The sequence below is a fragment of the Pseudomonas sp. R62 genome (assembly GCF_000257605.1).
Classification (GTDB): domain Bacteria; phylum Pseudomonadota; class Gammaproteobacteria; order Pseudomonadales; family Pseudomonadaceae; genus Aquipseudomonas; species Aquipseudomonas atacamensis.
The window spans coordinates 2,098,259-2,104,517 of sequence record NZ_JH635998.1 but is presented as its reverse complement, the minus strand read 5'-3'; the positions used below and the strand labels follow the sequence as shown (position 1 = coordinate 2,104,517).

Below are 6,259 nucleotides of genomic sequence, written 5' to 3'. Positions count from 1 at the left end.
AGGTTGGCGTACAGCTCGGTCAGACCGCCGTTGACGCCGACCAACAGGCCGGACGCCGTCTTCGGGCCGATGCCCGGCACGCCCGGGATGTTGTCGGACGAATCGCCCATCAGCGCCAGATAATCGATGATCTGCTCCGGTGCGACGCCAAATTTCTCCTTAACGCCCTCCACATCCATCGAGCTACCGGACATGGTGTTGACCAAGGTAATGTGGCCGTCGACCAGTTGCGCCATGTCCTTGTCACCGGTGGAAATGATCACCGGGCGATCTGCTGCCGCACTGCTGCGGGCGAGGGTGCCGATCACGTCGTCGGCCTCGACGCCGTCCACGCACAGCAGCGGGAAGCCGAGGGCGATCACGCTCTGGTGCAGCGGCTCGATCTGCACGCGCATGTCATCGGGCATGCTTGGCCGGTTGGCCTTGTATTCGGCGTACATCTCATCGCGAAATGTCCCGCCCTTGGCGTCGAACACTACGGCGAAGGGGCTGTCCGGGTACTGCTTGCGCAGACTCTTGAGCATGTTCAGCACGCCTTTGACCGCACCGGTCGGCAGGCCTTTGGACGTGGTCAGTGGCGGCAGTGCATGAAAGGCGCGGTACAGGTAAGACGAACCGTCCACCAGGACGAGGGGGGCTTGGCTCATGAGCAGGATCAACCTTTTCGGCGGGTCCGGGGCTAGAATAGCGGGACCGTTGACGACAAAGGGACAAGGTTATCATGCGTACGTTAAATCGCTTGCTGCTGGTCGGGTTGATCGCTGTCTCACCACTGGCCGCGATGGCGGCGGATGATGCGCCGGGCGGCGACCCCGAGGTCACCATTCGCACGGAGGGCGACAAGACCATTGAGGAGTACCGCCAGAACGGTTTCCTCTATGCGATCAAGGTCACGCCGAAGGGCGCGCCGCCGTACTTTCTGGTGCGCGCCGACGGGACGGATGCCAATTTCATCCGTTCGGATCAGCCGGATATGCTGATCCCGTCATGGAAGATATTCGAATGGAAGTAGGTTTTTAATTCACTCGGCGCCGCCGCTGCGGCGCCCGTACTGGCAGTTAAGACATGTCTGTGTTCACTCCCCTGGCTCGGCCCGAGCTGGAAACCTTTCTCGCCCCTTACGGGCTCGGCCGCCTGCTTGATTTCCAGGGGATCGCCGCCGGCAGCGAAAACACCAATTTCTTCATCAGTCTGGAGCAGGGCGAGTTTGTCCTGACCCTGGTCGAGCGCGGCCCGGTGCAGGAGATGCCGTTCTTCATCGACCTGCTCGACGTGCTGCACGAAGCCGAACTGCCGGTGCCTTACGCCCTGCGCACCACCGACGGCTTGGCCCTGCGTGAGCTCAAAGGCAAACCGGCGCTGCTGCAACCGCGCCTGTCCGGCAAGCACATCAAAGTCGCCAACGCCCAGCATTGCGCCCAGGTCGGCGAGTTGCAGGCGCATCTGCACCTGGCGACTCAGGGCGAACGCATGATCAAGCGCAAGACCGATCGTGGTCTGGACTGGATGCTGGAGGAGGGCACTGAATTTCTCTCGCACCTGAGCGATGAGCCGCGTGCCTTGCTGCAAAAGGCGCTGGATGAGATCACCGAGCGCAAAGACAAGATCCTTGCACTGCCTCGGGCGAATATCCACGCCGACCTGTTTCGCGACAATGCGATGTTCGAAGGCACTCACCTGACCGGGCTGATCGACTTCTACAACGCCTGCTCGGGGCCGATGCTGTACGACGTGGCAATTGCCTTGAATGACTGGTGTTCGGACGAGGAGGGCGTGATCGATGGCCCGCGCGCCCGGGCATTCCTCGGTGCCTACGCGGCGTTGCGCCCGTTCACGGCGGCGGAGGCTGAGCTCTGGCCAACGATGTTGCGTGTGGCCTGTGTGCGGTTCTGGCTGTCACGCTTGATCGCCGCCGAGCAGTTCGCCGGGCAGGATGTGTTGATTCACGATCCGCAGGAATTCGAGCAGCGCCTGGCGCAGCGGCAGAAGGTGAGCACACCGTTGCCTTTCGCCCTCTGAGTAGATTCGCCAAGCAAACATGAACCTGTGGAAGCGAGCCTGCTCGCGAAGGCGGCGGCCCGTTCAGCATTTTTGCTGACTGACCCACCGCTTTCGCGAGCAGGCTCGCTCCCACAGGGTTTGTGTTGTTACAGCGACTCCAGGCACCCGGCCAGATCATTGCCGAGTTTTTCCAGCACCTGCTCATAGCCCTGAGCCGTCGCCGGGGTGTACCCGCCCAACGCATCCAGTTCCGCCAGCTTCACCGGCAGGCCAGCCACCAGTGTTTCCGCCAGGCGCGGACGCAATGGCGGCTCGCTGAACACACAGGTCTTGCCTACTTCCTGCAAACGCTTGCGCATCGCCGCGACGTGCTGGGCGCCGGGCTGTACTTCGGCGGCCACCGCGAACACGCCCGCGTGCTTCAGGCCGTAAGCGTCTTCGAAATAATCAAAGGCCTCGTGAAAGACGAAGTACGGCTTGCCTTCGACATTGGCCAGACGCTTCTTCAAGCGCTGATCGAGCGCATCCAGACGTGCATCGAAGGCTTTGGCATTGCTCTGATAACGCTGGGCATTGGCCGGGTCGGCGGCGCTGAGGTCGGCAGCCATTTTGTCGGCGATCACCCGCGCATTGACCGGTGACAGCCACAAATGTGCATCCAGCGAGCCGGGGCGATGATCGTGATCATGCTCGTCGGCTTCTTCGGCATGGGAATGGTTGTCCGCGCCGAAATGCCTCAGCTTCAGGCCTGGCAGATCCTGCACCGCGACGCTCGGCAGGCTGCGACCGCCGAGTACGCGCGGCAGGAAACCTTCCATGTCCGGGCCGATCCAGTAGAGCAGATCGACCGACTGCACCTTCCGTACGTCGGACGGGCGCAGGGCGTAATTGTGCGGCGAGGCCCCCGGCGGCAGCAGCACCTCGGGAATCGCCACGCCGTCCTGCACGGCAGCGGCAATCAACTGCAACGGTTTGATGCTGGTGAGCACTTTGACCTCGGCCTGAGCCGTACCGATCAGCAGAAAACTGGCAACAAAAGCCACAAAAACAGAAAAAAGTCGGGACACGATGACCACTCAAGGAAGCGAGAACGGGTAACATAATAACGTCTCCAGCAAATCTCGTCGCCGCTCATGCCTATTACCCCGATTGCCAGCCGTCCCCACGACCACTCCCATTGCGTGCACAGCGCTCTGTCCGAGGCCGATACCTTGTGCGCGCAGAAAGGTTTGCGTCTGACTGCCCTGCGCCGCCGCGTGCTGGAACTGGTCTGGCAGAGTCACAAGCCACTGGGTGCCTACGACATCCTTGCGGTGCTCAGCGAGCAGGACGGCCGCCGCGCCGCGCCGCCTACGGTGTACCGCGCACTGGATTTCCTGCTGGAAAACGGCCTGGTCCATCGCATCTCTTCGCTGAACGCCTTCGTCGGCTGTGTACACCCGGAACACGCGCATCAGGGCCAGTTCCTGATCTGCCGCGAGTGCCACGCCGCTATCGAACTTGAGCAAAAAGTGATCAGCGATGCGATCATCAGCAGCGCCAGAGACGTCGGTTTCATCGTCGAAGCGCAGACGGTCGAAGTGGTTGGTCTGTGCGCCGGTTGCCAGGGGGCCTGATGAGCAACGCGCTGATCCGTCTGGAGCAGGTCGCCGTCACGTTTGCCGGGCAGACCGTGCTGGACAACATCGAGCTGAGCGTCGAGCCGGGGCAGATCGTCACCCTGATCGGCCCCAACGGTGCCGGCAAGACCACGCTGGTACGCGCCGTGCTCGGGCTGTTGAAGCCGAACAGTGGCAGCGTCTGGCGCAAAGCGAAGCTGCGCGTCGGCTACATGCCGCAGAAGCTGCATGTCGACCCGACCCTGCCGCTGTCAGTGCTGCGCTTCCTGCGCCTGGTGCCTGGCGTCGATCGTTCGCGTGCCCTGGCCGCATTGAAGGAGGTCGGCGCCGAACACGTGATCGACAGCCCGGTGCAGAGCGTTTCCGGCGGCGAAATGCAGCGCGTGCTGCTGGCTCGGGCACTGCTGCGTGAGCCTGAGCTGCTGGTGCTCGATGAGCCGGTGCAGGGCGTCGACGTGGCCGGGCAGGCCGAGCTGTACAGCCTGATCACCCGGCTGCGCGACCGCCACGGTTGCGGCGTGCTGATGGTGTCCCACGATTTGCATCTGGTGATGAGCACCACCGATCAGGTGGTCTGCCTCAACCGCCACGTCTGCTGCTCCGGGCACCCCGAGCAGGTCAGCGGCGATCCGGCATTCGTCGAACTGTTCGGCAAGAACGCGCCGAGTCTGGCGATCTATCACCACCATCACGACCACGCCCACGACCTGCACGGTTCGGTGGTCAAAGGCCCGCTCGGCGGGCAACCTCATGTTCATGGAGACGGCTGCAAGCATGGCTGATTTTCTTTTGTATGCCCTGCTTGCAGGTCTGGCGCTGGCGCTGGTGGCCGGACCGCTCGGCTCGTTTGTGGTGTGGCGGCGCATGGCCTATTTCGGCGATACGCTGTCCCACGCTGCGTTGCTTGGCGTGGCGCTGGGCTTTCTGCTGGACGTCAGCCCGACGGTGGCGGTGACGGTCGGTTGCCTGCTGCTGGCGGTTCTCTTGGTGACGTTGCAACAGCGCCAGCCACTGGCGTCCGACACGCTGTTGGGAATTCTTGCGCCAAGCACGCTCTCTCTCGGCCTGGTGGTACTAAGCTTCATGCATGAAGTGCGGATCGACCTGATGGCCTATCTGTTTGGCGACTTGCTGGCAATCAGTCCGAGCGACCTGGCGTGGATTCTCGGCGGCACCGCGGCGGTGCTGGTGTTGCTGGTGACGCTGTGGCGGCCGCTGCTGGCGGTCACCGTGCACGAAGAACTGGCGCGGGTCGAAGGCCTGCCGGTTGCGGGTTTGCGCTTGGCGCTGATGCTGTTGATCGCGGTGGTGATCGCCGTGGCGATGAAAATCGTCGGGGTGCTGCTGATCACTTCGCTGCTGATCATTCCGGCGGCTGCGGCACAGCGTCACGCCCGTTCGCCGGAGCAGATGGCCTTGGGGGCGAGCCTGCTGGGCATGCTCGCGGTGTGCGGCGGGCTGGCGTTGTCGTGGTTCAAGGACACCCCGGCGGGGCCGTCGATCGTGGTGACGGCAGCCGCGCTGTTTCTGTTGAGTTTTGTTCTGCCCCGTCGTGGGGTGTAGACTTGGCCGCTTTTTGCGCAATTAGAGAGTCGCAGGAATGAAGCCGTTCGCCTCCCGTTATCTGCTCCTTGTCGCATTTTCAGTGCTACTGGGCGCCTGCCAAAGCACGCCGCCGGTGGCTGAAGTCCCCGATGCGCGGGCTACGGCCATCGCACAGCTGGAGCAAAGCCTGGCCAGCAGCGAACTGGCCACCGCCGAAGACCAGTTGGCCGCCTTGCAGGCCGCTACCCCCAATGATCAGTCCCTCGAGCAATACCAGCGGCAGCTGGCCGAGGCGTACCTGCGCCGCAGCCAGATCGTCCTGCAAAAAGGCGATGTCAACGCTGCCGCCACCGCGCTCAGCCGCGCCCGTGCTCTGATGCCCAAGGCGCCAGCGCTGACCGGCGGCGTCAACGGCGCGATCACCGAAGCGCGCAAGGCCGAGCTGGAAAAGGCTGAGGCCGCGCTGCTGGCTGCCGAAGCCAGGCCGAAAGCCAAGGTCATCGATCCGACCGCCGAAAGCACCACCGTTGCGTTGAACATCGGCGATATTCACAAGCTGCAACGACAACTCGATGCGATCGCCGCCGATGTAGTGAATTACGAATGCGCCGTCAGCATCCAGGCGCCGCGCACCGCGGATTATCCGTGGCTGGCGACCTTGCTGAGCAAGCGAGTCAAGAAGCTCGATCCTGATTTTGATCTGCAGATCGAGAAGCAGATCTTGCGCACAGTGCCGGCGCAGATGGTTTTAAGCCCGCGTAAACCATAAAAAGATCGCAGCCTCCGGCAGCTCCTACATGGGATTGAGTACATCCTGTAGGAGCTGCCGAAGGCTGCGATCTTTTGCTTTTACGCTGGAATCGCCTTGGCCTTAGGCTCCCGCGCCCAGACCCGATGCTCGCCGATCGCGGCGAAGAACGGCTTGGTCAACGCGCCCACATCCGCGCCCTGCAACAGCCCCGCATCCGCATCGAGCTTCAGCAAGTCCTGCAATTGCTTGGCCTCGCCGTGCAGCGCGATCGCCTTCAGGTGCTTGTACGCTTCCAGCAGGTAATGCAACGCCACTCCATCACCGCTCAACGCAGTAATCGACG

At 62.9% G+C, this 6,259-nt stretch carries 8 protein-coding genes and 1 pseudogene; 6 read left to right on the top strand and 3 right to left on the bottom strand.

The genetic code is table 11. From position 1 onward, the window contains the following. A partial coding sequence (locus tag OQK_RS10490; protein ID WP_038860832.1) for a 5'-3' exonuclease occupies nucleotides 1–647 on the bottom strand: 647 nt, incomplete at its 3' end. A gap of 74 nt (nucleotides 648–721) precedes the next feature. On the opposite strand from OQK_RS10490, the gene OQK_RS10485 reads away from it, so the two are divergent. Both OQK_RS10485 and OQK_RS10480 read left to right on the top strand, forming a co-directional pair. Further along, complete coding sequence (locus tag OQK_RS10485) at nucleotides 722–1,012, top strand: DUF2782 domain-containing protein (protein ID WP_016772345.1); 291 nt, start codon at nucleotides 722–724, stop codon at nucleotides 1,010–1,012. A gap of 53 nt (nucleotides 1,013–1,065) precedes the next feature. Beyond that, entirely contained in the window at nucleotides 1,066–2,019 is a 954-nt protein-coding gene (locus OQK_RS10480) for a homoserine kinase (RefSeq protein ID WP_016772344.1), read from the top strand. 128 nt (nucleotides 2,020–2,147) lie between these two features. Here the strand turns inward: OQK_RS10480 and OQK_RS10475 are convergent, their stop codons facing one another. Further along, nucleotides 2,148–3,068 carry a zinc ABC transporter substrate-binding protein ZnuA gene (locus tag OQK_RS10475; protein WP_081489867.1) on the bottom strand — a complete coding sequence of 307 codons (921 nt, stop codon included), beginning with the start codon at nucleotides 3,066–3,068 and terminating at the stop codon, nucleotides 2,148–2,150. Between the two features lie 66 nt (nucleotides 3,069–3,134). On the opposite strand from OQK_RS10475, the gene OQK_RS10470 reads away from it, so the two are divergent. The 4 genes from OQK_RS10470 to OQK_RS10455 are packed head-to-tail and all read left to right on the top strand — an operon-like array spanning nucleotide 3,135 to nucleotide 5,934. Then, nucleotides 3,135–3,617 (top strand): Fur family transcriptional regulator, encoded by a 483-nt coding sequence (locus tag OQK_RS10470; RefSeq protein ID WP_016772342.1) that lies wholly within the window; start codon nucleotides 3,135–3,137, stop codon nucleotides 3,615–3,617. Beyond that, entirely contained in the window at nucleotides 3,617–4,402 is a 786-nt protein-coding gene (gene znuC / locus OQK_RS10465; protein WP_016772341.1) for a zinc ABC transporter ATP-binding protein ZnuC, read from the top strand. Before OQK_RS10470 ends, znuC begins: the two co-directional genes overlap by 1 nt. Further along, nucleotides 4,395–5,183 (top strand): zinc ABC transporter permease subunit ZnuB, encoded by a 789-nt coding sequence (znuB, locus tag OQK_RS10460; RefSeq protein ID WP_016772340.1) that lies wholly within the window; start codon nucleotides 4,395–4,397, stop codon nucleotides 5,181–5,183. Before znuC ends, znuB begins: the two co-directional genes overlap by 8 nt. 37 nt (nucleotides 5,184–5,220) lie before the next feature. Next, on the top strand, nucleotides 5,221–5,934 hold the full coding sequence (locus OQK_RS10455; protein WP_016772339.1) for a PA5502 family lipoprotein: 714 nt from the start codon (nucleotides 5,221–5,223) through the stop codon (nucleotides 5,932–5,934). Between the two features lie 80 nt (nucleotides 5,935–6,014). Here the strand turns inward: OQK_RS10455 and katE are convergent. Continuing rightward, nucleotides 6,015–6,259: pseudogene (katE, locus tag OQK_RS10450) on the bottom strand (catalase HPII); the annotation flags it as partial.